20 protein-coding genes are annotated in these 26501 nt (G+C 56.8%); 6 read left to right on the forward strand and 14 right to left on the reverse strand.

All coding sequences use genetic code 11. The features are described 5' to 3' along the window. Nucleotides 1-3: 3 nt before the first annotated feature. From ABVF61_RS12220 to ABVF61_RS12235, 4 genes are all read right to left on the reverse strand, one after another. The gene (locus ABVF61_RS12220) at nucleotides 4-450 is read right to left on the reverse strand and encodes a PAAR-like domain-containing protein (protein ID WP_353993833.1); all 447 of its coding nucleotides are present in this window, start codon (nucleotides 448-450) and stop codon (nucleotides 4-6) included. Nucleotides 451-459: 9 nt separating this feature from the next. Next, nucleotides 460-1554 carry a pentapeptide repeat-containing protein gene (locus tag ABVF61_RS12225; RefSeq protein ID WP_353993834.1) on the reverse strand — a complete coding sequence of 365 codons (1095 nt, stop codon included), beginning with the start codon at nucleotides 1552-1554 and terminating at the stop codon, nucleotides 460-462. Then, complete coding sequence (locus ABVF61_RS12230) at nucleotides 1547-4777, reverse strand: DUF2169 family type VI secretion system accessory protein (RefSeq protein WP_353993835.1); 3231 nt, start codon at nucleotides 4775-4777, stop codon at nucleotides 1547-1549. Before ABVF61_RS12230 ends, ABVF61_RS12225 begins: the two co-directional genes overlap by 8 nt. Before the next feature lie 226 nt (nucleotides 4778-5003). Continuing rightward, nucleotides 5004-5264, reverse strand: coding sequence for a hypothetical protein (locus tag ABVF61_RS12235; protein ID WP_353993836.1), 261 nt, complete (start codon nucleotides 5262-5264; stop codon nucleotides 5004-5006). Nucleotides 5265-5299: 35 nt separating this feature from the next. Between ABVF61_RS12235 and ABVF61_RS12240 the strand changes: the two genes are divergently transcribed. Genes ABVF61_RS12240 through ABVF61_RS12250 form a run of 3 tightly spaced genes read left to right on the forward strand, consistent with a single transcriptional unit; the run spans nucleotide 5300 to nucleotide 6908 of the window. Then, nucleotides 5300-5629: an SH3 domain-containing protein gene (locus tag ABVF61_RS12240; protein ID WP_353993837.1), complete on the forward strand. Its 330-nt coding sequence runs from the start codon at nucleotides 5300-5302 to the stop codon at nucleotides 5627-5629. Nucleotides 5630-5660: 31 nt separating this feature from the next. Next, complete coding sequence (locus ABVF61_RS12245) at nucleotides 5661-6080, forward strand: hypothetical protein (protein ID WP_353993838.1); 420 nt, start codon at nucleotides 5661-5663, stop codon at nucleotides 6078-6080. A 54-nt stretch (nucleotides 6081-6134) separates the two neighbouring features. Next, complete coding sequence (locus tag ABVF61_RS12250) at nucleotides 6135-6908, forward strand: MinD/ParA family ATP-binding protein (RefSeq protein ID WP_353993839.1); 774 nt, start codon at nucleotides 6135-6137, stop codon at nucleotides 6906-6908. 38 nt (nucleotides 6909-6946) lie between these two features. On the opposite strand, the gene ABVF61_RS12255 is transcribed toward ABVF61_RS12250, so the two are convergent. The 4 genes from ABVF61_RS12255 to ABVF61_RS12270 all read right to left on the reverse strand — a co-directional run bounded on the left by ABVF61_RS12255 (nucleotide 6947) and on the right by ABVF61_RS12270 (nucleotide 13685). Next, entirely contained in the window at nucleotides 6947-8485 is a 1539-nt protein-coding gene (locus tag ABVF61_RS12255; RefSeq protein ID WP_353993840.1) for a serine/threonine-protein kinase, read from the reverse strand. Nucleotides 8486-8548: 63 nt separating this feature from the next. After that, a complete protein-coding gene (locus tag ABVF61_RS12260; RefSeq protein ID WP_353993841.1) occupies nucleotides 8549-10174 on the reverse strand; it encodes a sigma-54-dependent Fis family transcriptional regulator in 1626 nt (541 codons plus the stop codon). Nucleotides 10175-10260: 86 nt separating this feature from the next. Further along, nucleotides 10261-12999, reverse strand: coding sequence for a type VI secretion system ATPase TssH (gene tssH, locus ABVF61_RS12265; RefSeq protein ID WP_353993842.1), 2739 nt, complete (start codon nucleotides 12997-12999; stop codon nucleotides 10261-10263). A 173-nt stretch (nucleotides 13000-13172) separates the two neighbouring features. Beyond that, complete coding sequence (locus ABVF61_RS12270) at nucleotides 13173-13685, reverse strand: Hcp family type VI secretion system effector (RefSeq protein ID WP_353993843.1); 513 nt, start codon at nucleotides 13683-13685, stop codon at nucleotides 13173-13175. A 489-nt stretch (nucleotides 13686-14174) separates the two neighbouring features. Between ABVF61_RS12270 and ABVF61_RS12275 the strand changes: the two genes are divergently transcribed. The 3 genes from ABVF61_RS12275 (at nucleotide 14175) to ABVF61_RS12285 (ending at nucleotide 17909) form a co-directional block, all read left to right on the forward strand. After that, on the forward strand, nucleotides 14175-15704 hold the full coding sequence (locus tag ABVF61_RS12275; protein WP_353993844.1) for a type VI secretion system Vgr family protein: 1530 nt from the start codon (nucleotides 14175-14177) through the stop codon (nucleotides 15702-15704). A 98-nt stretch (nucleotides 15705-15802) separates the two neighbouring features. Then, entirely contained in the window at nucleotides 15803-16153 is a 351-nt protein-coding gene (locus ABVF61_RS12280) for a hypothetical protein (RefSeq protein ID WP_353993845.1), read from the forward strand. A gap of 4 nt (nucleotides 16154-16157) precedes the next feature. Continuing rightward, entirely contained in the window at nucleotides 16158-17909 is a 1752-nt protein-coding gene (locus tag ABVF61_RS12285; RefSeq protein WP_353993846.1) for a hypothetical protein, read from the forward strand. On the opposite strand, the gene ABVF61_RS12290 is transcribed toward ABVF61_RS12285, so the two are convergent. The 6 genes from ABVF61_RS12290 to tssK form a co-directional block, all read right to left on the reverse strand. Beyond that, nucleotides 17888-19051: a serine/threonine-protein kinase gene (locus tag ABVF61_RS12290; protein ID WP_353993847.1), complete on the reverse strand. Its 1164-nt coding sequence runs from the start codon at nucleotides 19049-19051 to the stop codon at nucleotides 17888-17890. The two genes, ABVF61_RS12285 and ABVF61_RS12290, sit on opposite strands and share 22 nt — an antisense overlap. After that, nucleotides 19044-19739, reverse strand: coding sequence for a PP2C family protein-serine/threonine phosphatase (locus ABVF61_RS12295; RefSeq protein ID WP_353993848.1), 696 nt, complete (start codon nucleotides 19737-19739; stop codon nucleotides 19044-19046). The genes ABVF61_RS12290 and ABVF61_RS12295 overlap by 8 nt, the downstream gene beginning before the upstream one ends. Before the next feature lie 18 nt (nucleotides 19740-19757). Then, on the reverse strand, nucleotides 19758-20510 hold the full coding sequence (tagF, locus tag ABVF61_RS12300) for a type VI secretion system-associated protein TagF (protein WP_353993849.1): 753 nt from the start codon (nucleotides 20508-20510) through the stop codon (nucleotides 19758-19760). Between the two features lie 77 nt (nucleotides 20511-20587). After that, nucleotides 20588-24172, reverse strand: coding sequence for a type VI secretion system membrane subunit TssM (gene tssM, locus ABVF61_RS12305; RefSeq protein WP_353993850.1), 3585 nt, complete (start codon nucleotides 24170-24172; stop codon nucleotides 20588-20590). Between the two features lie 9 nt (nucleotides 24173-24181). Next, on the reverse strand, nucleotides 24182-25021 hold the full coding sequence (icmH, locus tag ABVF61_RS12310) for a type IVB secretion system protein IcmH/DotU (RefSeq protein ID WP_353993851.1): 840 nt from the start codon (nucleotides 25019-25021) through the stop codon (nucleotides 24182-24184). Between the two features lie 74 nt (nucleotides 25022-25095). Then, nucleotides 25096-26433: a type VI secretion system baseplate subunit TssK gene (gene tssK / locus ABVF61_RS12315; protein WP_353993852.1), complete on the reverse strand. Its 1338-nt coding sequence runs from the start codon at nucleotides 26431-26433 to the stop codon at nucleotides 25096-25098. Nucleotides 26434-26501: the final 68 nt, after the last annotated feature.

A 26501-nucleotide genomic window follows, 5' to 3' on the forward strand; every position in this document is an offset into this window, starting at 1 on the left:
CGATCAGGCCAGGCTGATCACTTTGATTTGCGAGGGCGCCAGCGTCGTGCCCACGGAATTCGGCGTCATTCCGTTTTGCATCGTGGGATCGAGCAAAGAACGTGTTGCCGGCATCGGGCCGACCATCAGTTTTGTCGATCCCTTCATGTTACGGCTGCTGGAACAGACCATTCCGGAGGCGACACCCGGGCCGGGGCCGCTGATCGTGACGGGGGCGTTGTTCGTCATGTTATGTGATGGCATGCACATTATGAGAAACTTGAAAGCCGTCGGGATTTCGCTTGCGCGCATGCCCATGCTCATAAGTGGAACAGGAACAGGCCCGACCGGTGTTGTCTGCAAATATACGTCAGGCGCGGCGAAATCCATGCCAGGCAAAGGACCTTGAGAATTCAGAAAACACATCGTTCGGTTCCTTATGTTGTTCTTCTTGTCTGTTCCGCGAAGCATCTCGCTTCCTTAGTCGCTGAGCATCTCCATGTTCGGCCGGTAAAGTTCGGCCACCAGACGCTCACCATCGGTGTCGATCGTGTTTCCGGTAGTTCCCAGAACCACACTCTCCTCATTTTTGATGCCGTGCATTTTGGTGTTGAAGAAATGGGCTGCCGACATGTTTGCACCGCAGAGGTTTGCATGAGACATTTCAGCCTGTTTCATGTCGCAGCGCTCAAACAGAACCGCACGGCAATCCGCCTCCAGAAAAACGGCAGAAAAGAGCTGCGATCCGCTGAGGTTGGCGCCCGCCAGAGAGGCATTGGCAAAGTTTGCCATGTTGAGATTGCTGCCAGACAAATCGACGCCATCGAGCGTCGATTTTGTGAAGCATGTGGTCTCTGCCGAAACGTCCTTCAGATTGGCTCCCTGGAACGAACAGTCGTTGAAGACCGATCCGTCAATCTTCGCTTCACTGAGATCGGTGCCTTCGAATTTGGCCTTGTTGAAGGTGCAATGTTGCCACGTCTGCCCGGATAGGATCTTGCCCGACAGATCCGCATCCGAAAACATCGCAATGTTTACATGCGCGCCAGTCAAATCGACACTGCGCAAGTCCGCCTTTGTCACAAAGAAGTTTTCAAGCTCGGCTGCGCTAAACGATGTATGGCCGATATCAGATTCAAGGCTGCCCAACCTGCTTGCAACACACCGCGAGAAATCAACATTTGTCAGGTCGCACTTGGCAAAGACCGTATCGGCAAGGCCCGCATTCCTGAAGACGGCATCGCGGACGTTGCTGTCCGCCACTTGCAGTCCGACAACAGTCGCGTCTTCGAAGTTGGTGTTGCTCAGGTCCGTTGCTGCGAGAACAAGACCATCAAGCTTTGCATCGGTAAACCGGCTGTTTCGCAAGTCGCATTGGGCAAACTGCGCACCGCTGAGATCGGCGCTGGTGAAATCGCAATTGGTGAAGTGACAGTCGACCGCCATCAGACCGGACAGATCCAGTCCTTCAAAGGATGCCGAGTCGATGGATCTGGACATAATCGGCTGCTCGTGCCGCTGATAGTCCAGGATTTCATCTACGGTGATCGGAATCTGGGTTAGCAGATCATCCATGGCTCGCTTGCCCCATTAGCGTCAGGCCCAGGTTCGCATTTGTCAGATCGGCACTTGCGATCAGCGCGTCGCTCAAATTGGCGGCATAAAGGTTCGAATCCCGGAAGCTGCAGCGTCTGAGATCGCATTTGTCCAGCGAAGCTGCGTAGAGGCTGGCACCGAAGAAATCCGATTCCTTGAGGTCCGACCCGCCGAAGAGCGTCGTATTCAGATACGACACTCGAAAATCGCACGAAGTCATGTCGCACTGATGGAAGTAGCATGACGTGCACGTAGATCCGACAAAGCAACTCTCGGCGAGCGTCAGGCCATTGAAAAACGTATTGAAAGCCTTGAGTTTGATGAATGTGCCACCTTTGAGGGACGAAGCGCCTACGACCGCCGAGTTATCCAGCCGGGACTGATTGAAACTGGCTCCCGACAAGTCGGAATCGGCGAGGATCAGACGATCCAGATCGGCATGTACAGCCTGAAGAGCTGTCAGATCTGTTTGAATGGAAATGAACCCGTTGACCCTTGCATCGTTCAGGCAAAGCCGAGGTCCGGATGATTGCAGGATGGTGACGTTTTCGAGATTCGCAGAACCCAGGTTCATGCCGTCAAGCTGACAGGTAATGAATTGAACATTCTCCAGGCAAGCACCGGACGCATCGGTGTTTTCAAGGCGCGCCTCAAGAATGTCGAGCTCGGTTAGGGTAGCGCCGGTCAGCTTCGTGCGCGCGAGCGATGCGTGACTTATGTTTGCGGAAGTCAGGTCGGCTCCGGAAAGATCGGCATCGTCCAATATCGCGCCTGAGAAAACTGCGTTGGTCAGGTTACAGCCGCTGAAATTCGCACCGGTGAGATCAGCCTTTTCAAAGAGTGTCCCAGAGAGATCCTGCCCCGCGAAATCAACTTTCTTCAGGACCGCACCTGCAAGATCGGCTCCCTTGAAATCATGACCTTTTTGCATTTGTTCGATCACAAAGGCGCCAAGTCTTTCCGGAACACCGGGGGCAAGGTCCTCAATTGGAAATATCGGCTCGGGCGACAGTCGCCTCGCTTCGGGTAGCTCCTCTTCCAGCCTCTGTTCGGCGACCTGCAGTGCTTGCCGGCCCTTGTCGAGTTGATGGTCGGCTTTCGCCTTGGGCGTGAGGCCTGAGATGCCGTCTTCAAGAGGCGGTACGAGCTTCTCCTCGCCAAATGCGACGATGTCGGCGATCGGATCGGTGCTATCGTCGGGAACGATGTGGCCCGCAATCTCGCGCAGGCGGTCCTTTGAGCCATCGAGCTTTTCGCCGATTGCAGCTGCAGCTTTCGGATCGGCTTCCTTGGAGGGGAGAAGTGCGTCTGTGTCGAGTTTCAGAGACGCAACTTCCTGAAAGTCGGGTAATTCAGGAACATCGATCTTCAACCCGCCGAAGTCGCTTAACTGTTCGGTGAGCGCTTCGTCCATTCCATCGACCTGGTCAAGGAAAGAAAGGTCGACTGCATCCAATCCGGACCGGGCGTCGGCGATCAGGGAGCCCTCAGGCAATCTTAATGCCCGCGCTTTGGCTTTGGCGAAACTCTCTTCCGTGTCCGGAACCGCAAATCCCGTTGCTCCATCAAGGATGTCAAGCGCCCGGTCTATCTGGCCCTGCTGCCCGGCATCAGGCGAATGTCCGTATCTTGCGATATCCTCGGTGAGCGCATTTCGCGTGCCGGACATGACGGGAACGATCCCCTCAAGTCCTTCCAGGAGATCCTTGGGCAGTTCGATGTCCGGATATGCGTTGACAACCTCGTCGGAGACCACGGGCCTCTGGATCGTTTCCGGCGCAAAAGAACTTGGCAAAGCCTCTACGAGTTTGCGCCGTTGCAGTTCGGCGCTCGCGAGTTCGCGGTTCATGCGTTCCTCGACCGCACGGCGTGCCTCTTCCGCCTGTTCAATGAGCTCGGCGACATCGAAATCGCCATTGGCAATGTCTTCCTTCGTTGGCGTCCCGACGAGGGGGATATCGTCCATGGACGTCAGATCGGGCGGTGGTACGACATCCGGTGACAAGCCTGCATTTTCAACGGCCTTGCGGGTTCCCCAATCCGCGTTTTGAAGGAATTTGATCCGGTCGGCCTGGGCTCGCTCCAGCATCGCCTTTCGCTTTTCAGACAATTCGTTCGGATCTCTTTCCGGCATGAGCTGAAAATCGGACAGGAGGTGCAAATGGGCGATTTCCGGATCGGTCCGCTTACGAAAGACATCCGTGTAGTATTCGTGGGGTCTTTCCACATCCTTCTTGCTCTCAACGGCGAGCATGATGTGGCTGATATCGTCGCCCGTGCTGTCTTCGCCCCGGATCAAACCGCGAAAGGCGAGCGTTGCCTTTCGCACGTTCGGAAAAAAGGTAACCGTGTCGCAGACCATCTTCGTTTCACGCAGTTCACCGGTCTTGGCCATCTGATAAAAACATCGGCCACGCAAGTCCGGTAGCTGACCCTGAAGCGTGGTCTCACCGTGCGTCATTCCCGTGATTGAAAACGCCTCGCCTCCTGAAAAATACGTTTCGATCTGCTGGTCATCAGGCGCGTCGCAATGAAACTTCGGATTGAAGTCTTCCGGTTTCAGCGGAGCGCGCCATTTCATCCAGTGCTGATCGTAGGTTCCGGCAAATTTCATCCTGAATTTGCTGTCAGGCGGAAGCGGGCCAAAATTGGCTGGCGTCGGTGCCTCGTCGATCGAGCGGATGGGGGCTTGGCTAAGTTCGACATTCGGCAGAGGCGCGTCGAAACCTGAATCGAGAAGTTGCCGCGCCATATCTCCCTTGCCCTTCGGATTGAGCTTGTGCTTCGGACCACCGAACGACGTTTGATCGCTGATCGGCATCTTCCGGAAAGGTGCAGGGCGCGACATTTCGATGCCGCGGTCGGTGAGAAGCCAATAGCGATCTCCAAAAACCGCCAAAGACTTCGCGATCCCGGCACATTGAAGGCTGACACTCACGGCTTCTACGGGGTCGTCTGCCGGAGCGAGCGCACTCCCGGCAACCAGCACTTCGCCATGGGGCTTGAGCTGCCCTTTGTCGAAAATTGCACCCTTCGGCAGCTGTTCGGTGACCATTGGCCAGAGCGCTTGCTCGGTCAAAAGCCGGTCCGGGCTTTCAAGGTCACAGAGCAGGAACATTGTGACGGTGGAAAGCGCCCCGTTTTCGATTGCTTCGATGTTCATGGAGAGTGATGCGCGACTTGATTTGATGATCGAAGGCACTCAGCTCACTCCAACGCAAGGCGACAACACAAGTAACAACGAATGGACCCATTGCAGGAAAGGCACATCCGAGTGGAGAACATCGAGACGCTAAAGCACCGTCGTTGCTAAGACGAATTCACATCGGGGATGATAAAGATTTATGACGAAACCCGATTTTGTGCTGATTTTCGCGTTCGAAACCCAATTTGACCGTTAACAAAACGGACCCCGTCACCCGCTGTGGTCACGGATGCCACATCACGATGACTTGCTGGAACATCAAGTTGCCCGTCGTTTTGGGATCGAAGACGCTCTTCAGCAAGGACTGCAATGAGAATTCAGCCGCCGATTGGTTCTGCTTATTCATTGATTTGTAAAGGTTGCGTTGGAAAGTAACCGGAACAAGGAATAAGATCAGTTGCAGGAAATGCTCAAAGCTCGAGGTAATCGGGCCGATGGTTCGCCAAAAACCTGAAAAGACGCGAAATGCCGAGATTCGTCCCATATGCCATCGTCGTCGGGTTGTTTTTGGTGGCTTTGATGCTGATTCAGTTCCGCGACCGGTCCTATCTCTTTGACGCCGCGCGGGATGCCAGTCCGCCTCCGCCTGTCTCCAGGGTTATCTTACCGCCCACTCAGGATCCGCAGGGACCGCTTCTGTTCGTGAGCGGTGATCGTGTTGCCTTCAGAACGGAGCCGGACTTGCAGGCCAACGTGATCGAGCGCTTCAACAAGGGCCGGGAGGTCCGGCAGAACGAAATCAACGGTGATTGGGTGTTCGTGCGCGATACGGATACGGGCCGCCGAGGCTGGATTTCCGGTCGTTACCTGAGTCCGACCAATCCGACCGGTGCCACCGCAACGAACTGAACTCAGCATCCGGAAGGAACGGAGATCCTGCATGTCGTCACCGCAATCCATGAACCCGGCAGTTGCCAGCTTGGCCAGGACCTGCGAAGCGATTGCCAATGGCCGCTTCGACGACGTCGAAGAACTCTTTGACGTGATAACGGATGATGCAGTCGACAGAGATATCCGTGCCCTGGCTGAAACGTTCTCCGGTATGGTGGTACAGGTAGAGGCGCGAGAGTTTCATTCCAGCCAGTTGATTGCGGAGCTGACGGAGACGAAGCGTCAGCTCGAGATGGCTGAAGCGAAGCTCCGCAAGGAAAACGCCGAACTTAAGACCCGCCTCGACAAATTCGAAGTCAGCTACGACGAAGAAGAGGCGGAAAAGGAAGTTCAAGAGGTCAGCGATACGGAGTATTTTCGTTCACTGCAGTCCCGCGCAAAGGACCTCAGATCCCGTTACAAATCATAAGCACTGACCAACCGAGCCTGATTGCGGCGGGTGCCGCCTACCTGGAAAAGCGACTTGACCAAGATAATCTCCACTCACTCCTATCGCGGCGGCACGGGTAAATCCAACGTCACCGCAAATCTTGCAGCCGCTCTTGCCCTGAGAGGGCACCGCGTGGGAATCGTGGACACGGATATTCAGTCACCCGGCATCCACGCCCTGTTCAAGGTTGATCTGAACACTGTCAAACACACGCTCAACAATTTCCTTTGGGGCCATTGCGGCATTACGGATACCGCGCTCGACGTCACTGCGAATGTCGTTGATGGACAGGGACAGTCGCAGGTGCCTGAGGGTGGGCGCGTGTTTTTGGTACCCTCCTCCATCAAGACTGGTGAGATCGCCCGTATCTTGAAAGAAAAGTATGATGTTGAGGATCTGAACCGGGGGTTCATCGAACTTTGCCAGGGCCTGGAGCTTGACTATCTGCTGATCGACACCCACCCGGGAGTGAACGAGGAAACGCTGCTTTCAATTGCAATTTCCGACACACTTCTTCTGATCCTTCGCCCCGATATTCAGGATTATCAGGGGACTGCGGTAACTCTGGAGCTGGCGCGGAAACTCGAGGTGCCGCAGCTTTTCCTCGTCGTCAACAAGGCGCTCGAAACGTTTGATTTCAACGACCTGTCTCAGCGAATTTTCTCAAATTACCGCACACCGGTGGCGGCCGTGTTGCCGCTCTCAACCGATCTGATCCAGATCGGCAGTACCGGACTGATCCGCACATTGCAGCAGGAACATGCCTTCACGCGTGCCGTGGAATCGATTGTCGACGCGATCGAATAGGAACACTGGGTCTGCAAGCAGGTCGTAGCCTGCAGGGCTCATTCCGACCCGGCATCATCGAACAGGCCCGTGAGGAAACTGTCGACATTCGCAAGGCGCTTTTGGCGGTCGAACTCCAGCGCGCTTTTCAACGTTTCCCATGCCAGTGTATCAAGGCCTTCAATCGGTTCGGGCTGCACACCCTCTCTTGCCACTTCATCGATAGGCCGTGAATCGAAGGGGTGCCGACCGGCCAGGATCTGAAACGCGACGCATCCCAGGGCGAATACATCATCTCGGGGGTCGCGCGGTGCGCGCTCGAATTGCTCCGGACTTGCATATGTGACGGTCAGGCTGTCCTGAATCGGATGGTCCGCGCTTGCGCTGGCAGCGGCTGCAAGACCGAAATCCAGCAATTTGATTGTCCCGTCCTGCAACAGGAAAATGTTCCCAGGCTTCAGGTCGGAATGAACGACGCCTCTGCTGTGAGCGTAACTCAGTCCCGCACATGTTCCCCTGAGGATGCGGGCACATTCGGCCGGAGACAATGGAAGCCCCATCGCCTGTCCGAGCCTGCGGTCAAGGGCAACTCCGTTCAGAAGCTCCATGACAATGAAGACATCGGCCTTGTCCCGGTCGAAATCATAAACAGTGGTGATATTCGGATGGGCGAGGGCCTGGGATTTGCGGGCCTCGGCTTCAAGCAACCGCAGTGCTTCGGAGTCGTTTTGAAAGCTCTCGTTCAACAATTTGACGGCGACGTAGGGCTGATCATGGCCAGCCTCGAGGCGGCGCCTGTCAACGGCCGAATAGACATAACCCATGCCACCGCGTCCGATCTCCGTGTCGAGAATGAAACGGTCCCGCAGGATCGAGCCGACACCAGCGCGCTTGACCTGGGGAGACGACAATTTATTCAGGTCTAAGCCGTCTGTCCGGGCACCGCTCGATGCGCGCCGGGCATCGGACCGAAATCTTGCACTTTTGAAGTCGGTCAGAAACTTGTCGAGCTTGCCTGCGTCCGCTTGCCCGCTCTGGGCCTGATCTTCGGACCCGCGCATATTCCGGAAGTCCGTATAGTCGGACACGAGCGATGACAGAATCGCATCGTCGACCTTGTCGCGCATATCCTCACCCGATGCCGCCGGAGCTTGCGTAAGAAAGGGAAGGGGGGGAAGCGTTTCCTGCAATGGTGTGGTCTGTGGTGTTGCGAACGATTCCACACCTTCGTTGTTGCCACTGATCGCGCCACCTTCTTGCCATTCCGGCGTCACCCCATGCGGCAAAGTCGGTTCATCAAACGTGTCCTCGGCATCGGCGGCAGGCAGAGTGGAGTTGCGCTCTTCCTGGAAATCCTGAGCTTCGGGGATCGTCGAGGGCGCGGTCTGGAACCCGGCCGGTGCTTCAGGCAGCTGGCTTAAGAGGATGGCTCCGAGGTCACGGGGAAGACGGCCTTCCTCAACAAGTGACCCTATCGCCTGATGCGCTTCTTGCAGGTCTTCTGCTGATCGGGTCGCCTGCGCACGCAATTGCTTGGACAGCTTTTCATAGGAAAGTCGGCCCGACACGAAATCGCTCATCAAACTGCGCAAGTTCATTGAACTGTCTGTCGACAAAAACCCGAGACCCTCTGTGATCGATGTCCCGATGGTTCAGTCGGCTCAGAGGCGTTCAAAACCATCCGGACGGGTAATGTTGTACCGGTTGAGTTTATCTATAATTGTCCGGCGGCTAACATTTAGTATGCGCGCTGCATTTGTTTTGTTCCAGTTCACTTCGCGCATTTTCGCCTCGATCACCATGGCCTCGTACTGGCCCACGATGGATTTCAGGTCGCCCTCAGGAATAAGCGCCGGGACACGATTGTCGTGACTGTGTTGGACGCCTGCAAGTTCCGGCGGCAAGTGGTCCAGTTCGATCGGATATCCGTCTTCTGCCATCAGACGGGCTCTGTCCAGGATGTTCTTCAACTCGCGCACATTGCCCGGATAGCCCCAGCACATAAGCGCTTCGAGCGCGTCGGACGAAAGAACCGGAACCTGTGTCCCTGACTTGGCGGCTGCGGAGCGAAGGAAATGGTCAATCAGCATCGGTATGTCCGAGGGCCGTTCGCGCAGCGGAGGCAAGTTGATGGGAAAGACATTCAGCCGGTAGAAGAGATCCTGCCGGAACTCGCCGGCCTCGATTTTCTCTTCCAGATTGATGTTTGTCGCCCCAACGATGCGCACGTCCACCTTCTCGGTTTTGGTGGATCCGACACGGCGGACTTCGCCCTCCTGGAGGAGGCGCAGCACCTTCGCCTGAAGCGCAAGCGGCATATCGCCGATTTCGTCCAGAAAGAGGGTGCCATTGTTGGCTTCGTGCGCCAGCCCGAGCTTGGTCGTGTTCGCGCCTGTGAAGGCGCCTTTGACATGTCCGAACAGTTCGCTTTCCAGAAGCGCTTCCGGCAGCGCGGCGCAATTCTGCACGACAAAGGGTTTGTCGGCCCGGTCGCTGGACATGTGGATGAACGCGGCCATCATTTCCTTGCCGGTTCCCGTCTCGCCGCGAACCAGGATCGGCACGGTTGAACGCGCGGCCTTCCCGACGAGCTTTATGGCATGCTCGATCGGCGGGCTCTCGCCGATCAGACCTTTTGGCCGGGTGGAATCGATGACAGGCTTGGGTTTCGCCTTGCGCACTTGCCTGGGCAACTCCGCGAGGTGCCTGTCGAATTGTCGTTTCAGACGCGTATTGTCTTCAAGCAGCCTTGCGTTCCACATGTAAAGTGCGGCAAGCCCGCAAAGGCTCTGAAGTTCCGTGAGCGTGTTCTCCGAAACAGCGCTGATTGTCTGGTGCGACGCGCCCGGGTTGATGACCTGCAGGATGCCGATCGTGCGGTTGGACTGGATTGTGAGCGGCAGGATCACCAGTGCCTGCGTTTTCAGTCCGCCGTATTTGTCGTCTTCCCGAATGCGATCGAACTCATATCCGACCACTTTGTTGATGTCGCCGAGATTGAGCGTTGTTCCGGTTGAGACGACGAACGCCGCCGGTTCCTTCATGTTGGGGAGCTTGTCCTCGCCGTAGAGGATAACCTGCTTTCCAGTCGGCATCGCCTTGATGTAGCCGCGGTGCCTGGAGCAGGCCCGATGCAGGGTCTGACCGAAGGTATCCAGAATGAAGATGGAGGCTTCTTCGGCGCTGGTCAGATTGAGTGCGGACTCAACCACTTTGTCCATAACCGCTTCGACCTTGACGCCCGATGTCATCGCGGACGAGAGTTCGATCAAGTCTCCTAGAATCATGATCTCAGGAACCGTCTTTCTTGGACAGGGTTCATGAGATGGCTGCTATCAAGTACGGCCATCCCGGAATTGTCTCAGCGAGTTTCTCAAGCGAGGGCGTAGCTGAAAGCGCCGCCGTCTCCCAAGGCAATTTCAACACGCGTGAAATTCGCGTCTTCCGCACCCATTTGCGTCAGAAGCTCTGTCGAAAGCTCGGGCAAGATGGTGCGATTTATGATGTGGTCGATGTTGCGCGCGCCGGTTTCCACCTCGGTACACCGGGCAGCAATCGATTCGACAACTTCGTCCGAATAGACCAGCTCGAGTTTCTGGTTTTCGCGCAGACGCTTGCCGATCTTGTTCAGTTTCAGCCGGACGATCTTTTCGAGCGGTGCGCCGATCAGCGGATAGAACGGCACAATCTGCATACGGGCCAGAAGCGCGGGTTTGAAATGCGCACTCAGGATAGGTCGGCACCCGGCGACGAGTTCGTCTGCTGTCGGCTTGGATGGGAGGCTCCCCATCTCTGTCAGAACATCCGTCGCAAGGTTGCTGGTCAGAACAACGATCGTGTTCTTGAAGTCGATCAGCCGGCCTTCTCCGTCAGAGAGCACGCCCTTGTCGAAGACCTGGTAAAACAGGTTCATGACCTCAAGGTCGGCCTTTTCGACCTCGTCGAGCAAGACGACGGAATAGGGGCGCTGGCGTACTGCTTCTGTCAGCACACCGCCTTCGCCGTACCCGACATAACCCGGAGGCGAACCGACGAGTTTGGAGACTGTGTGCTTCTCCTGAAACTCGGACATGTTGATCGAGATCAGGAAGCGCTCACCACCGAACAATTGATCCGCAATTGCCGTCGCAAGTTCGGTCTTACCAACGCCCGACGGTCCGACGAAGAGGAACACGCCCATGGGTGCGTCGGGGTTTTGAACCCCGGCCTTGGCAGTGCGCAATGCCTGGTCGACAGCCTCGATCGCGTGGTCCTGTCCGATTACACGGCCCTTGAGGTTGTTGCCGAGCGACAGGATGGATTCGGCGTCATCCTGCACCATGCGCCCGAGCGGGACACCGGTCCAGTCGGAGATGACCTGTCCAATGGCTTCTTCGGTGACTTCAAAGGAAATCAGGGGGTCGCCCGCCTGCACCGCTTTCAGGTCAGCAGCGATTTTCGCGTAGTCTTCCGGTGTGATGTCCGGACCGGTATCGGCGACCCCGTTGTCTGCGTCCGTTTCTTCGGCAGCGGCATCCTCCGGTTCACCGGTTTCACCGTCTTCTGCCTCCGCATCGGGGGCAACATCATCTTCCAGGCTCAATCCCAGTTCGTGCCGGATCTTGAGCAGTTGTTCCACCAGCTCCTTTTCCCGCATCCACCGGTCGGTGAGCGCATTGATCGAGGCCTCGGCATCCGCGACTTCCTGTTCGATTTCGCTCACTTCAAGATCATGGGACGCAAAGTCGGCCTGGTGATCGCGCTGCAGCGAATCGAGCTCGCGCTGCAATTCACCGAGACGTTTTTCCTTGAGCTCGATAACGAACGGCTTGGAGGACAGGGACAGCTTGACCCGGGCGCAGGCCGTGTCGAGCACGTCCACCGCCTTGTCTGGAAGCTGACGCCCTGAAATATAACGTGCCGCCAGCTTGGCCGCGGCAACAACGGCGTCATCCCGAATATAGACACCGTGATTTTTTTCGTACGCACCGCGCAGGCCGCGCATGATCGTGATTGCCTGCTCGGGGCTTGGTTCATCAAGCTTGATGAGCTGGAACCGGCGCTCAAGTGCCGGATCCTTTTCGATGTATTTCTTGTACTCGCTCCACGTTGTGGCTGCGATCGTGCGCAGCTCTCCGCGTGCAAGCGCCGGTTTGAGAAGATTGGCAGCATCTGCGCCACCCGCTGATCCTCCGGCGCCGATCAGCATATGCGCCTCGTCGATAAACAGAATGATCGGCTTTGCCGAGGATTTCACCTCGTCGATTATACCCTTCAGACGATTTTCGAATTCGCCTTTCACACCGGCACCGGCCTGCAGCATTCCGAGATCGAGACCGATCAGCTCGACGTTCTTGAGCATGTCGGGGACATCGTTTTCGGCGATTTTGCGGGCAAGGCCTTCAACGACTGCCGTTTTACCGACGCCGGGTTCACCGACACAGATCGGATTGTTTTTCCGCCTGCGGCCGAGCACGTCGATCATCTGCTGGATTTCGCGGTCCCTGCAAAAGACCTGGTCGATCTTGCCGTCGCGCGCGAGCTGCGTGAAGTTGGTGCAGAACCGGGCTAACGCACTGTCCGGGTCCATCCCAGGCGCGACGGAGCGATTGCCACCGGCATCGTCACCTGCGGTCCTGGCGGTCAGGCCGGCGGTTGTCTCTTCCGACTGATCACTTATGTCACGGAAATTTTTCTTCAGTTCCGCAAACGACATGGCATCAAGCGGGCTGAGCCAGCGGTCGTCCCCGAAACGATTGGGCTTGGCGAAGATCGTTGCCAGAAGACTACCGGAGCGGACCTGATCAAGATCCAGCTCAACGGAGCTCACCAGCCAGGCGTCTGAAATCCACTCAATCAGAAGTGGAGAAAATGCGGGACGGCCCTGGTTGCCGCGCTTCATGCTTTCAAGTGTCGACTCAAGAGCTTTTTTGAAGGGGGCCGGATCGATCTCGAAATACCGGCAGGCGCTCTGAAGATCATGTTGCGCGCTGTCCGTGAAGACATGCAACAGATGCTCGATCGTGACCTCATAGTGGCCCCGCGTTACGGCGAGACCGGCTGCTGCTTCCAGCGAGCGTCTGCAATAAGTGTTTAGACGCCCGATGAGTCGGCGGAGATCTAGATCAAGCAAGAGCTGGCCCCATCCACTGGTTGTATGATGATCATGCCTTTTAGTACAAAATCATGTCATTTGCACTATGAGGGCATAGTTCTCCGTGTCTCGTTAAAAAATCCTGTAAAACTAAAAAAAAGAACCGTTCCGGCGGACGGAACGGTTCAGTTTTATTCGACGTTTTTGATTTATTAGGTAACCGGTGCGCGGTAATCGTCGGACGCGCTTGTTCCGGCAACTTCGTGGGTCCACTCGCACTTGCGGTAGGTGAACGAGAACTGGTCGATGTCACCGCGTGAAGCGTTGGATTCGTCGTTGACGTCCGGAAGGATCGTCTTGCCTTCAACAAGAACCGCGTCAGTGAATTTGATTGTGTAGTAGTGCTCCTGAACGCCTGCCGTGGACGTGCGCCAGAACTCGACTTCGATTTCGAGCGCTTCACCGGTTGCCAATGCCTGCCAGAAGAGCGGGGTTGCCTTGTCGACCGGCTTGGTGAAAGTCGTTGGCAGGTGGCGGCGTGTTGCGATGATGGAACCGGACTGCGGGTCACGCGGCACGACTGCGTTCTGTTCCAGGGCATAAACGAGGGACTGGCCTTCATGGCCTTCCTGCCACAGGTTGCCGATGCTGTCGCCTGTGGTTGCGTCGGCGGTCATGTCGCCTTGGGTTGCGCCTGTGGCTTTCAGGTATGCGATGTTTGACATGGTGACCTCTCCAAGAAAATCTGCGTTTCCAACCTGCCGGAGCGTCGTGCTGCCGACTGCCGACAACTTCGCAATCCCCGTGCCAAATCGGCAAAAAAAAGAAAAACCAGCAAATACAAGCAGCTAAATAGTAAATTTACGCTCTGTTAATTTATGACACTGCGCAGTTTTCTTCACACTTGTGTGTAGAGTGCGCGAAAGATCCCGCTTCCAACATGTGATTTGAATCACAATTATCAACAACAACTAGGGTTTGAGGTCGTCAAACCTGTCAAAATGACCGAGTGATTGCCCGAATTCATGAATATGTTAAGGCTCAAAGCGCCAGATGTGCAGAATTCGGTGAATTGACCGGGAGCTCCGCCACACACACGTTGGGCATATTCAAGCGTTCGGATGCCCTGTTTTGTAGAAGCGTAACGAAATTCCTGCAAAACTTGGCGACACCAGATAAAGAGCCGGCCAGACCAGCCGAAGGAGGAATTCTCGATGAGTGCTGAACAGTTAAGCGGTCAGATGAGTATCAAGTTGCCTGGCGACGCCGGCGAAGAAGTCTATGTGGAAAGCCTCCGAGCGTCCGAGGCTCTTGGAAAGACCTACCGGTATGAGATTTCGCTCATCTCGAAGAAACCGATCAATCTTGAAGATCTTCTCGGTCAATCCACCAAACTCGAATTCAAGAAGGCGCACGAGACAGTTGCCTTTATAGGCGTCGTCGGCGCTGCGCGAACATGTGATCCCACGCCGAACAGAGAATTCTGTTACGAAATTGTGCTCGAGCCGGAACTCGCCATGCTCCGTCATAGCGGCCAGAACCAGGTCTATGGAACAGACAAGGACGTCACCGTCGTCGACATTATCCAGGGAGAGCTCGCGGACGCAAACAAGTCATCCTCCAGCACGTCGTCGGACCGGGTTGCGCGGCAGATTCAATCCGACTTGCTTGTCGCGGCATCGGACTATCCCAAGCTCGACTTCGTGTTTCAGTATCAGGAAACCGATCTGAACTTCCTGATGCGGATGTGTGAACGGTTCGGCATCTACTTTGCCTTCGACCAGACCGGTGATCGGGAAAAGGTCATCTTCGGTGACAAGAAAGAGCATTTCACCAAGTTGAGCGGTGAGAACATCAACGAAGAGCTCGCCTATCGAAGCAAGCACCAGGTCCTGGGGACGGACAGTTTCGGCGTCTGGTCCTTCAATGCAAACTACGAAACGCAGAGCGGAACCGTCGCGCTCCGCGAGTTCAATGAAGACACGCCGAAAGTCTCGTTGTCGGTTTCGGCGAACGCCTCGTTCCAAGGGCAGGGCGTGACGACGCTTTACGGCGAAAACTATCCGGTTGTCGCTGATGGCGACTTCATCGCGAAGCGGCGTGTCGACCAGATTGAGGGCGAGCGTCTGCAGTTTGTTGGCGAAAGCAATATTCCCAACCTGCGTCCGGGTCTGTTCTTCAGATTGAAGGATCATCCGATCAGCGAACTGGACGGGCTTTACATCGTTATTTCGGTGGATCATTCATGCACGATTTCGACACCGATCGGCTTCAGTTCTTCCAACAAGGAACCCGCGCCCTACCAGAACAGGTTCGTGTGCGTCCCCTTTGACAAGGGCTACCGGCCTCCGGTCAGAACGCCGAAACCAATGGTCAACGGTTACATGGTCGGCTTTGTTGATGGCGAGACCGACGGCAAACGCGCCGAACTGGATGACTACGGGCGGTACAAGATCCGCATCATCGACGAGGAGAGCGGTCTTCTGAATGGTCTTGCCAGCTACTTCGTCAGAAAGATGGAACCCTATGGCGGCGGTGACGGTTTTGGATCCCACTCGACACTGACGAAGGACACCGAGGTTCTTCTCGGATTTCTCCAGGGTGATCCGGATCGTCCGGTCATCCTTGGTGCGGTCTCCAACGGTGAGCAAACCAATCCGGTGACTTCGACCAACCAGAACGTCGCTCATCGCACCAAAACATCGTCCGGAATTGTCTTCCAGATCAGTGATGGCGCCGTTTAGATCTCCAAAAGAGTGCCGGCCACCATTGGTGTCGGGCGCTTAAGATGAGATACTAGCCGCAAGTCCGGCATTCGACCGGAAACGACGTGAGGTATGGAATGGCGACCTGGAAACCGGCGCAGCGAGAACCCGACGCGCTGCATTCTTGCATTTATGATTATCTGAGGACCCGTTCGCCGCAGGTTTATCAGGAAGGTGGCAACGCGCCGACCCCGCTTGGCCGGTCCCAGGAGATCATGTGCACCGGAGAACCGTTGAACGTTGATCTCACGGTGACACCGGTTGGGATGACGTCGGTAAACGCCCGCTCGGCTCTCGTTTTCGGAGTGACCGGCCATGCCGCTGACAAGCGAAAGGGGTACGAGGTCGACGGTCAGGTCGTCATCGACCGGCAGACCTTGGCCTTTTTGTCGATCGAAGCAAATCTTACGGTGATCAACCAGGGTTAGAACAATGTCAGGGCAGGATGAGCCGAAAGGCGGGATCAGCAGTTTTTCAGTCGGACTGGGCAGTGGTGCCCCGCGCGCGGTTGCCGTCGTCCCGCCGCCGCCTTTCCGTGTCCTGATAGCGGGAGACTTCGGTTTCGCAGCGGACACCGGTGTCATCGACGCCACTGGACTTGATGTTGAAGAGATCCTGGAGCGGAACCGACCGGACTTCCTGGTTCGCGCACCTAATGGCCTCGGCTCGCATCCTTCCGAAATCGAAGAGCGCATATCTTTTGAAGCGGTGCGTGACCTGCGCCCGGCGACCATCGCAGGGAAGTTTCGTTTTTTCAAGGAAGTGGACCCCGCAAAACACGATGCAGACCGTTTGTCCGAGTTCGGGCAGCTCTATGACAAGGTCATCGAGACAATAAAGGGTGGTTCGGCACGGCTGGACCAAGCGGACCAAAGCGCGACGCCTGCGAGCGCTCAAGCGAAGGCTGATGAAGCTCCTGCACCAGGCGACGGGGCGGCAGATGGTCTGGATGCCCTCTTTTCCATGATCGACACCCCCGCATCTTCCGCCAAGGCATCGGACAACTCTGATGTCGCAAAAGCGGCAGTGGACGCGTTCGTGCGAAAGACATTGCGCGAAGAAAGTCAGGATTTCGTCAAACCCGCTGCTGCAAGCAACAAGTCAACGCCTGTCGACACGCTTTTGAGCGCGCAGTGCCAGGCGTTTTTCGGCATTCCGAAACTGTGGACCGTGATTGAAAACTGGCAAAGCCTGAAGCTGCTTTTGTCCGAACTGGAAGCAACGCTGCCCTTTGAACTGCATCTGCAACAACTGGACAGTGATCAAAGCCCGGAAGCACTTGATTCGGTGGTTGGCGGATATGACGGGGTTCTCCAGGCAGAACTCTACGATGTCGTTTTGTTTGCAAACAAAACGGGCGTATCCGGGCAGGGTGCGGACGGGCTGAAGACCATCACGCGCGCATGCGCCGAATCCGACACCGTTGGGCTCGTCGCACTTGAACCCGATTTCGCCGGGGTACCGGGTGAAAACCTTGCCGGCATGGAGGCACCTCACCAGTTGCTCGACGAACCCGGCTACGAAGTTTTCCAGGGTCTGCGCGAATCCGACGCGGCTTCGCATGTTGCGCTGTTCTGGAACGAAGCGCGGCTTTACTCGGCGGACACGTCATGGCCGGCCGTGTTTGCGTCCGGCGCGTGGATTGCGCTCGCCCGCATCCTCGCACAGCTGGAGCGCGAAGTTTTTCCGTCTTTGCCGGTCGGCGTTCCGACGGACTTTGATGCGCTCGAAGTGGAAGAAAGCCTTTCCATGGGCAAATCCGTTGCAACCGCAACCCGCTATCTTGCCGGCCCGGGCGCGGCGCCTTCACTGGCGCAATTCGGCATCAACGTGCTGGAAGGTGTGGCTAATCGCACCAGTCTTGTTTTCCGCAGAGGCGTAACCCTCAAACCTGGAAAGGAGGGGCGTGGCTCGCTCGACCAGGCGCTTCTTGTCTCCAGATTGTTTTCCCTGTTTCAGGAAGCGCTTGGCGGAGCACTGTCACCCGGACAGTCCGCCGATGCGCGCCTTGAAGCCGTCACGGCAAATCTTGAGAATTTGAGTGCATCGCTTTCAGGTCAGGTTGTATTCCAGGTGCAGCGTGTCCAGGCAGAGGATCAGGATCTGATCAGTGTTGCTGCATCAGTTCAGTCCGGGTGGGCGGCCGGCCAGTCCCATTCGTTCTATTTGCCCGCGGAAGGCTGATAGGGTTGACCGGTGATCAGCCGGTGGATGAAGTCTCGCAAGACAGAAACAGGATTAGGGCGGCAAAAGCTCTGGGCGAAAAGCGCCGCAGTTTGCGTCCGGCCCGAATCGCTGAGCGACAGCCCCTGTCGCAACGCCCGCCAGCGCAGACGTGACAGATCCGCCGGCTGCGCTGCAACAAGGCCTTCTTCGCGCGCTTCCAGAGCATTTTTCTTGCCAAATGGCCGCGATCCGGTGAGCGCGAGATAGGTGATGACCGCGAGCGAGAACACATCATCCGGCTCGCAAGGCTCAGCACCCTTTAGCCGTTGAGGCGAAGCATAGGCGGGCGTCACCGCGCCAAAACGGGCAAGAATGACGATTGTATCTTCTTCGCGCGTCTTCAGAGGACGGGCAATCGGATAGGCGATGTTGAAGTCGATCAGTTTTGCCACACCGGTCTTTTGGACGAAGACATTGCCCGGTTTCAGGTCGGCGTGAATGATCCCGTTGTTGTGCGCATAGGTAAGCGCTCCTGAAAGGTCCTCGATGAGCCGATGCAGCTGAGCGGATTGCAATCTGTGATCGGGTGCATTCCGCAGGACTTTCGAAAGCGGCTGTCCCTCCAGCAACTCCATGACCATGAAATGGATATCGCCTTCCCGGTCCATGTCGAAGACACGCACGATGTTCGGGTGAACGAGATCCCTGAGGCGCCGCGCCTCCCGGTGCATCAACGCGATGACGTCCGGATCGACGTCCGGTGCCGCACGGATGATTTTAATGGCTACATTCGGGTCTGCGAGCCCGGCCTTCGCCGCGACCATGTCGCGCGCCTTGTAAACAATCGAAAGCCCGCCCTTTCCGATTTCCTTCAACAGAAGAAAACGTTCTTTCAAAACGGTGCCCGGCTGAATTTCGATCCTGCCGGCCCTGGACTTTTCGCTCGCAGGCGCTGCTTCCGTTTCCGATTCTGCCGTCGCGTTCTCTTGAGCGGTTGGCGCCTCGGGAACGGCGGCATTGGTGTCATTCCCAACCTGGTCCGGGCCAGCTTCGCTCTCTTCCGGCATTGCCTTCTCAGGATCAGACGGCAGATCGGCACATTCGTGACCGTCTATCTCGTCTGGCTCACTATGTTTCGGGTTTCGGAGCTGCTTAGCCATAGTCGTCCGCCCAGACAACGATCACCGTGATATCGTCATTCGAGCCTCCCGCAACCGATCGGGCGATCAGGCGGTCGGTCAGCCCGTAGGTGCCTTCAGCGGTCATGTTTGCAAGAAGGGTTTCGTCCATGCCCTTCAACAGGCCGTCCGTGCAAAGGATGAAGACGTCGCCGGGCATCAATTCCACCGTGCGCCGTCCGAGGATCGAGATCGTTTCGGAAATGCCCACACCGGATGTCAGCCGTCCCAACTCATCGGCATGATCTTCGGAGATCAGAAAAAGATGCTGGTCGCGCAGAAGGTAAAGCCGGGAATCTCCGGTCCAGATGCAGCTGGCATAAGAACCGCTGATGACGAGGCTCAGGCTTGTTGTCCCGGAAATGTCCAGCTCCGGTGCCGCCAGATAACTCGCAAAAAGGGTCTGGTTGACCTTTGACAGCGCTGCTTCGACCGCGATCAATTGCTTTTCATGCGCCGTGGCGGGCAAACCTGCCAATCCGGCGACGGCCTGCACGGTTGCCTGGCTTGCAAGATCGCCATCCCTGTGACCGCCCATCCCGTCCGCAATTGAAAACAAGCCGCTCTTTGCGTCGGCAAAATGCGTATCCTGGTTCATCGGATGATGGGGTCCCTGCCGTGTTGCGGCTTCAACACGCAAGTTCAAAGGGACGGGCGAAATATTCGACATTTCCAAAAAGGCGCTCCCCTATGGCCGAAGGATCCTGTCCGGGTCTATTGTTTCTTGCTGCCAGCCAAAAGTCTCCCAAAATCCGGCGAGGAATCCACCTGTCCCCGAACCTTTTGGCAGACCTTTCCAGACACAAAGCTCCGGAGGGCGGTTTTCACTCCCGTCCTGCCACCAATAGGATCGTGGAGGTGCGGTATCGAGCGCCTTGACGCGCCGGAGGCAGAGCGCGTTTTCCGCGATAATCGCTTCCTCGCTGGTACGGGCGAATCTGAGGCAGACGGCTTCATTTTCTGCACTCAGCTCAAGTTCGTCTGTTCCCGCTTCAGGAACAGCGCGGGACCGAAGCAGTTCCTCGCTTTCAACAATTGCGGTCTGGAATTCCTTTCGCGAAATCTGCCCTTCAATGAAGGCCATGGCCGTCATTTCGAGTGCATCCAAAACGCTCTCGGCATGGGAATCGAACAAGAGCCGGTAGATCCGGCCTTGCGCCGGGATCAGGACCGCAAGCGGAAAGGCGCGCCCCAATGCATCGGCCGACGCGCAAAGGAGCCCGCACCAGGCTGACGGCCCGAGAAGGCCGGGCGGAATTGCAAAGCGCCACGCCGGCGCATCGAAATAGTGATCTATCCAGTTCTGCGGAAATGCGCTTTGTGCGCTGATCAGCCAATCGGACATCATGGCTGCCCACGCATCCGTCATACCGGCCGTCAGACCTTCGAAGACAAAGTCGCGTTCCAGGGGACGTTTGCCGAAAAACCCGCACTGTTGCATTTCCGGCTCCGTTTTTCTCGTCCTTCCGGCGAAGTGCCACTGCAAGACGCCGTCGGATAGCAGCGCGGCTTTAGGGCCTATAGCGACGGCGGGCACCGGAAGGCGTAGAGGCCAAGATTGAACGGATTGGTAACACTTCCCGCGCTAAGCGCGAAACTTGCTTTGACGTCATTCTTGCTGATGGAGAACACGAACTGGTCCCGGCCACGTGCTGAAGACAGACCAGACGCAGTCAGAAGCCGGAAGATTGCCCACGTCCCCGATTTTCTGAGTGAGGTTGTCGAGTTGTCCAACAGAGTAACGGAAATCTCGGCGCTGCTGGCGTCGGCCTGGCTCGGCCAGGTGAAATCGGTCGCGCGGACTGGTCCATGTCGGTAGACAATGGATTCGTCGTCGATCTTGAGCGTGGATTTAAGAGCACCCGGATCGAGGAAGGTCGGTCTGATCGTGAACTTTGCCGTAGCGTCCGGAGCTCCACTCGGGAAAAAGGCATCCCGGATCGTTTGCGCTGTCGCGAGCTGCGCGAGCGAAGCGTTCGCGAGGCCCAGATTTGCCCCTTGGGTTTCAATCTCGACCAGCTGACGTCCGCGTATGTTGACAAAGGGCGACACATAATCGGTGAAGAAGGTGTCGACGACACCGGCGGGCCCCAGCAGGTCCTTGAAATCCTGAAGCGAGATGTCGTCTTCCGATTCCTGGAAGAACGGATATCTGCCGGCCATGATACTGGAGCAAACCGGAAGAACCTCGTTCTGCCAGGACCGGTTTATGTAGATATAGGCTGATTGGTTGAGCAGGCCCCAGGTGCGGTTGACGATGGACAGCACCAGCGAACGGATCGGCTCCGGTTTTGTCGCGGCTTCGGATCTGAGCGATGTGAAGGAGTCGTTTTGCGGGTTCTGCGCCCGGCTCTTCACAACATCGAAGGCGGCTTTGTTGGGTGCCGGCGCCGTCACCACACCGGAAACATTGCCGTAAAGGTCGCCAAAGAGCTGAAGGACACGATCAAGCGATGAGCCGCTGTCAGGGTCGACAAGATTGTTGAGGGGCCTGAACGCGTCTTCGATGGCCAGCCCAGGCCATGGGGCGTCGCCGAACGCTGTCTCGACGGCCGCTCTTTGCGACGCCTGCGATGCGGACGCCACCAATCCACCGGCGCCGGCATTGCCGGACGCATCCGCTGCCTGCCCGGCCGCGGCCTGCTCTGCATTATCTCCGGGAAGAGGAAGCTGCGTATTGTCGCGCAGCAGGTTCAGGATCGTCAGAAGGGGCGAATCCGGATTGGACAATTGCTCCAGGACAGTCTGGGCACGACCAAGGGATCCGATTTCAACGACCCTGATGTAGGCGGTGCCTTCACGCCAGGCCTTGATGTAATCATCGGTGTAGAGCTTGACGATTTCCATGGCGACCTGGTTATAGGTCGTCGCATTGACGCTGTTTCCCAGCACCCAGTCACTTCCCATCGAGCCGCGTATGTATTCCGGCAGCCTTTCCAGGAAGAAGTTATAGAAACCGTTTTTCGTGTAGATGCCGGGGATGATCGTCCGCCCGCCGGCATTCGCCGTATCGACGTAAAGCGATCCGGAGCCGAGGGTGCGCACGATATTGATCGGCGGAAGCCTGTAACGCTGCGCAGCGTCGGAGACCATGCGATTGTAGATATCCTGTGCCTGCGGTGCTTGTTGGATGCGGCTTCTGGCGGCATCCAGAACAGGGAGTTCCGCAGCCGTGGGGGCGGCGGCGGCTCCCGAAATCGGAAGAAGATTCTCCAGATTGTTCATATGGACCTGCATTTCGGCACGGTCTTCGGGGTTCAGCAGGAATGTCGCCTCGTTTTGCGCCCGCAGGGCAGCCTGAACTTTGGACGCATCGTAGTTCTGGCCGGTCGTCAGCATGAGATATGTTTCAAGCTGGTCGCGTAACAGGGCGCTGTTGCCGTCCGAAGCTGTCGACAGAAGCTGGATCTGAGCTTCGAGACGGGAATTGACGGATGGCAAAAGATATTCTTCGAGCAGATCGTTGTAGCTCTGGTTGGCAGCAGGATAGAGGACCGACTGCGCTTCGACACTGAAGGGTGTCTCGGACAGCCAGCTTTCGCTGTCTTCGATCTGGTCGCGCATATCGCGCGCCGCGTTTAGTGTCGGCAGCAGATTTATGAGGGAGCGGTTTCTGTCGGCTTCCGTCTTAAGCACACGAACCTGTTCGGCGGATTTGGCGGTTTCTTCGGAGACCGACATGGCTTCGTTCAAACCGGCAATCCAGTACAGGATAAGGCCGGCCACGATCGCCGCGAGCGAGAAGGCAGCACCGCTGTAAATTGTGGTGATGCGGCGCTCAAGCTTCCGGTTCTTGCCGACGAGGTTCTGCTCCGGGAACACGATATCGGTCAAAAGTTTCTTGATGAAGAAGGCTTTCGACTGCCCGCTCATCGCCGGTTGCTGGCTGGCCGCAAGTGAGAAGCTTCTGCCCATTACACCCAAAAGACGGTCGAACGGCGTGCCTTCCTGCGTGCCGGATGTGAAGTAAACTCCACGCAGAAGCGGCTGTGCTTCGTAACGCGTGGGTCTAAAGACATCACTCAGGAAATCGCGAAGTACGTTTCCAAGGCTGCCGAACTCATGCGGGAAGCCGTAGATCCGGCAGCGGCGGCTGTTGTTGCGCTCATCAGCGAGTTTTTCCGGAAGCTGCCGTTCAATGCGGCCGACAAGATCGACGAAACCTGTTTCAAATCCGGGTCCTACCGAGACCTGCTGCTCGTCATAGGGGAATGTGACACCCCAGACCTGCTGACGGTCGGCGTCGCGGAGCGTGTCGAAGAACTCGTCGAAGCCTGCGATCAGGTCGCATTTCGTGAACATGAGATAGACGGGCAGGCGCATGCCGAATGCACGATGCAATTCGCGCAGACGCTGACGCAGGATCTCTGCCTGCTGCTTTCGGTCTGCTTCGCCAGCAAGCGCAACGTCTTCGATGCTGACAGCAAGCAAGATGCCGTTGATCGGCCGTCGCTCGCGGTGTTTGAGCAGCAGATCCAGGAAACCGCTCCAGGCGGCACTGTCGACGCCTTTGTTGACGTCCTGCGTGGTATAGCGTCCAGCGGTGTCGATCAGCACGGCTTCGTTGGAAATCCACCAGTCGCAGTTACGCGTGCCGCCGACGCCCTGGATCGCCTCATGACCGCCATCGGCAAGGGGAAAATCCAGCCCCGAATTGCGCAGGATGGTTGTCTTGCCCGTACCGGGCGGGCCGATGATGATGTACCAGGGCAGCTCGAACAGGTAGTTGCGAGAGCTGGATCCGGCGACAGGGTTTTCCTTGAGTGTTGTAAGCGCGGATTCAAACCGCTCCCGGATCAGTTCGACTTCGTCGGCCGACAGGTCGTTGCCCATCGACACAAGCTCGTCATTCGCGAGCATCGAGTTGATGAGCTTGGCATTCGCGCGACGCGTCAATAGATGACGCACGAATGTAATCAGGAAAAACCCAAGGATGAGGATCACGGCGAAGATGAGCCGTGGCGCCGGATTTTCGAACGGTGTGATCCCGGCAACTGTGAGCAGGCCGCCCCAGATAAGAACGATGGCCGAGATGATGATCAGGAAGAGCAGAATGATCAGGCTTGCGGGGCGCAACAGGGAGGCAAGGTAAGTTCGAAGCATGTCTTACCCCTAGAGCCTGTTGAGAGAATTTATGGCGCTGAGCGCTTCCACGAGTTCGCCATCAAGGATGAAATCGCTGTAGCCGCGTACGACAATGAGCAGCAGCAACCCGATCCCCAGGAGCATCCAGAAAGGCGGCAGCGTTCGTACGTTATTTCCTTGCTGTGTTCCTTTGGCGTTTGTTGAAAGCGGTTCGTCGACCTTGTGACTGCTGTTGCGACGGATCAGCCGTGACAACTCGTTGCGCAGGTCTTCAAGCTGATTGCGCCCGCCCTCAAGCACTCTGTACCGACCTTCAAAGCCGAGCATCAGGCAGGTATGCACGAGAACGAGAAGCGGAAGTTTCGTTTTGGCGTCACCGCGGATACGGTCCAGGATACTGAACACTTTCTCGCCGCCCCAGGTTTCGTTGTGAAACTGGTTGAGCAGGCTGTTTGAACTCCATTCGCTCCGACTGCCCCAGGGCGTCATCAGAACGGTTTCATCCAGCGTCGCGCACAGAATGTAGCGCGCAGCGATGATATCTCCGGCAGCGACGCCGTTGCGCTGCGCGAATTGTTCGAAACGGTCTATTTCATCGACGACTTCCTGCCGCAGCGAGCGGACATCGGCCTGCTCGATCGAGTTCCGGATCTGCGAAATGATGAGGAGCAGCGGGGCTGCTGCGCGCACGATGATTCGTTCCGGATCAGGATCGAGTTGCCGGACGATACTGGCCGCAGATTGCAGATCTCCACCCGGCCCGCCAGCTTGTGCGCCGGGCACAGGCGCAGGTTCGTTCGTCGGTGAGACGAATGCGATCGTCGGTTCGTCTTCCTCACCAGCATAGGCCCCCTGCGACTCGGCCATTGAAGTCCGGGCTCTGGGGCTCAATTTTTGAGCGACGGTTGGTTGATCCAGGTCGTCGTCTGTCATGCTAGAGGTTACTGCCCCTTCTGAACGGCCCAGAGTTCCAGACCTAAACCAGGATAGTCACCGCTGAGATGCAACGCAAAGGCTGCGGACGACTGCATTTGCGGCCAAAGCTCGTTATCAACATCAACTGCGAAGTAAACGGCGTTCTGCACGTAGGGGATCTGCCTGGGCGCTACCGACATGGGTGTAATGGCAACGCCTGGAAGTTGAAGGTTTACAAGTTCGCGTATCTTTTCGACGGGCCCGATCTTGATTTGAATCGGCATTTGCGTGCGCAGCACTTCCAGACTGACATTCGCGTGCGCAATCAACACGAATGTGCGCGCTTCGGAGTAGATCATCTTGTTAGTGGTCTCGCCGAGCCAGACGCCGTAGTCGCGTTTCGACAATGGAATATTGACCGCATTCTTCTCGATGACAAAGCTCAGCAGGCTGTCCAGGATCGCGACAAGCTTCTGGAACGTGACGCGCAGATCCAGATGGTCGTAGGCAGGCAGCTCCGGTGGCCGCCGGTCATCAGCGCCATAGGCTGAAAATGTCCCGATCAGGCTGATAAACTCCCGAAAGATGAGCTCCGGTGAATGCCTGCCGGATGTCGAGATGTGGTCGAACAGGACCTCGTAGTTGTTGGTGATGCTGAGCGCCAGCAAATCCAGCAATCCCGACCGGGTTGTTTCGCCCTGACCGGACGTATTGGATGCCAGCATTTCACCGCGTTTGCGCAGCAGGCTGCGAACCTGGTCGACCTGGGAAATCAGGTACGGGCTCGCCGAGGCATGCAGGATGGGCGGGATAAAGCTCTCCGAAAGCTTGATTTGCCCCTGGGTCGAAACGGTTTCGATTTCCGCGACTGGAATATGTGTTGTTTCATCGAGGCTCTCGCCTTCAAGCACGATACGCGCGGTCAGTGCTCCGACGGCGATGGCGGCTTGGGGTTTGTCCGCTTCGTTCGTGTTCCGGACTTCGCTGGTTTGCCGGGAGTAGCGGCGGTGTGTTTTTTCGCCGTCACCGAGTTCAAGCTGACCTGCGGATTTGAGCGGCAGCGCCAGAAAAATACGTTTGCCCTGATCCTCAACCGTGATTTGGCGGGCAGTTGAAATCACGCCGTTTTTTTCTGTTGAAAAGGACGTTCCGTCCGGAAAAACGGCCTCGGCCAGGCTGATCTGGAACTGGCCAAGCTCAAGAGCTTCGGGGTCGATGCTGATCTGGCGCAGCCCCCAGGCGTAGGGCTGCAGGTCGTGAACCCGTTGCTCGAGCGTTGTTTCGAACCAGCGGTCATGCTGTTGCAGATGCTGCGGCCGAAGAAACATTCCCTCGAGCCAGAGTGGTTTCAGGCTTTCATTCACTGCCCATCTCCGCAGGTTTTTCTTGGTACATAGTCCAGCAACCGCCTCTGAATGCTGTCAGCAGCCGA

Source organism: Roseibium sp. HPY-6, assembly GCF_040530035.1.
Lineage (GTDB): Bacteria > Pseudomonadota > Alphaproteobacteria > Rhizobiales > Stappiaceae > Roseibium.

What these genes read in the sequence shown, in the direction of transcription:
- ABVF61_RS12220 (WP_353993833.1), bottom strand. Translation starts at nt 450, where the DNA reads ATGCTTCGCGGAACAGACAAGAAGAACAACATAAGGAACCGAACGATG.
- ABVF61_RS12225 (WP_353993834.1), bottom strand. Translation starts at nt 1,554, where the DNA reads ATGGATGATCTGCTAACCCAGATTCCGATCACCGTAGATGAAATCCTG.
- ABVF61_RS12235 (WP_353993836.1), bottom strand. Translation starts at nt 5,264, where the DNA reads ATGGGACGAATCTCGGCATTTCGCGTCTTTTCAGGTTTTTGGCGAACC.
- ABVF61_RS12240 (WP_353993837.1), top strand. Translation starts at nt 5,300, where the DNA reads ATGCTGATTCAGTTCCGCGACCGGTCCTATCTCTTTGACGCCGCGCGG.
- ABVF61_RS12245 (WP_353993838.1), top strand. Translation starts at nt 5,661, where the DNA reads ATGTCGTCACCGCAATCCATGAACCCGGCAGTTGCCAGCTTGGCCAGG.
- ABVF61_RS12255 (WP_353993840.1), bottom strand. Translation starts at nt 8,485, where the DNA reads ATGAACTTGCGCAGTTTGATGAGCGATTTCGTGTCGGGCCGACTTTCC.
- ABVF61_RS12260 (WP_353993841.1), bottom strand. Translation starts at nt 10,174, where the DNA reads ATGATTCTAGGAGACTTGATCGAACTCTCGTCCGCGATGACATCGGGC.
- ABVF61_RS12270 (WP_353993843.1), bottom strand. Translation starts at nt 13,685, where the DNA reads ATGTCAAACATCGCATACCTGAAAGCCACAGGCGCAACCCAAGGCGAC.
- ABVF61_RS12275 (WP_353993844.1), top strand. Translation starts at nt 14,175, where the DNA reads ATGAGTGCTGAACAGTTAAGCGGTCAGATGAGTATCAAGTTGCCTGGC.
- ABVF61_RS12280 (WP_353993845.1), top strand. Translation starts at nt 15,803, where the DNA reads ATGGCGACCTGGAAACCGGCGCAGCGAGAACCCGACGCGCTGCATTCT.
- ABVF61_RS12285 (WP_353993846.1), top strand. Translation starts at nt 16,158, where the DNA reads ATGTCAGGGCAGGATGAGCCGAAAGGCGGGATCAGCAGTTTTTCAGTC.
- ABVF61_RS12290 (WP_353993847.1), bottom strand. Translation starts at nt 19,051, where the DNA reads ATGGCTAAGCAGCTCCGAAACCCGAAACATAGTGAGCCAGACGAGATA.
- ABVF61_RS12295 (WP_353993848.1), bottom strand. Translation starts at nt 19,739, where the DNA reads ATGTCGAATATTTCGCCCGTCCCTTTGAACTTGCGTGTTGAAGCCGCA.
- tagF (WP_353993849.1), bottom strand. Translation starts at nt 20,510, where the DNA reads ATGCAACAGTGCGGGTTTTTCGGCAAACGTCCCCTGGAACGCGACTTT.
- tssM (WP_353993850.1), bottom strand. Translation starts at nt 24,172, where the DNA reads ATGCTTCGAACTTACCTTGCCTCCCTGTTGCGCCCCGCAAGCCTGATC.
- icmH (WP_353993851.1), bottom strand. Translation starts at nt 25,021, where the DNA reads ATGGCCGAGTCGCAGGGGGCCTATGCTGGTGAGGAAGACGAACCGACG.